Here is a 612-nt window from a genome sequence, read left to right as displayed (position 1 = left end):
CGGACCTGTCCGCGATGAGCGGGGTGCTGCCCCAGCCGGCCCCCTTCGTGCCCGGCCACGAGGGTGCCGGCGAGATCCTCGACGTGGGCGACGGCGTACGGCACCTGGAACCCGGGGACCGGGTCGTGCTGTGCTGGCTGCCGGCCTGCGGTGCCTGTCCCGCCTGCGGGCGCGGGCAGACCCAGCTCTGCCTGGCCGGGTTCATGAACGCGGGCACCCCCAACTTCCGGCGCCCCGGCGGCGATGTGTTCGGCTTCGCGGGCACCGGCACCTTCGCCGAGGAGGTCGTGGTCGACGCCCGCTGCGCCGTGCCGATCCCCGACGACGTGCCCTTCGACATCGCCGCGCTGATCGGCTGCGGGGTGACCACCGGCCTGGGTGCCGCCCTCAACACCGCCGACCTGGAAGCCGGTTCGTCGGTCGCCGTCATCGGGTGCGGCGGCGTCGGCATCTGCGCCGTGCAGGGGGCGCGGCTCAAGGGCGCCGCCGAGATCGTCGCCGTGGACCCGGTCGCCTCCCGGCGCGAGGCGGCCCTCGCGTTCGGCGCCACCAGGGCCGTCCCGCCCGAGGAGCTGGCCGACGCCAAACAGCGGGTCACCGGCGGCGAGGGGT

General features: G+C 76.0%; 1 protein-coding gene. It reads left to right on the top strand.

What is annotated here, in order from left to right; all coding sequences use genetic code 11:
- Positions 1-612 (top strand): alcohol dehydrogenase catalytic domain-containing protein (locus IE312_RS42390; protein WP_229900604.1); only part of this gene is annotated, 612 nt, incomplete at both ends.

The sequence above is a fragment of the Streptomyces capoamus genome (assembly GCF_014654935.1).
Taxonomy (GTDB): domain Bacteria; phylum Actinomycetota; class Actinomycetes; order Streptomycetales; family Streptomycetaceae; genus Streptomyces; species Streptomyces capoamus.
This window is presented reverse-complemented; position numbering and strand designations above follow the sequence as displayed.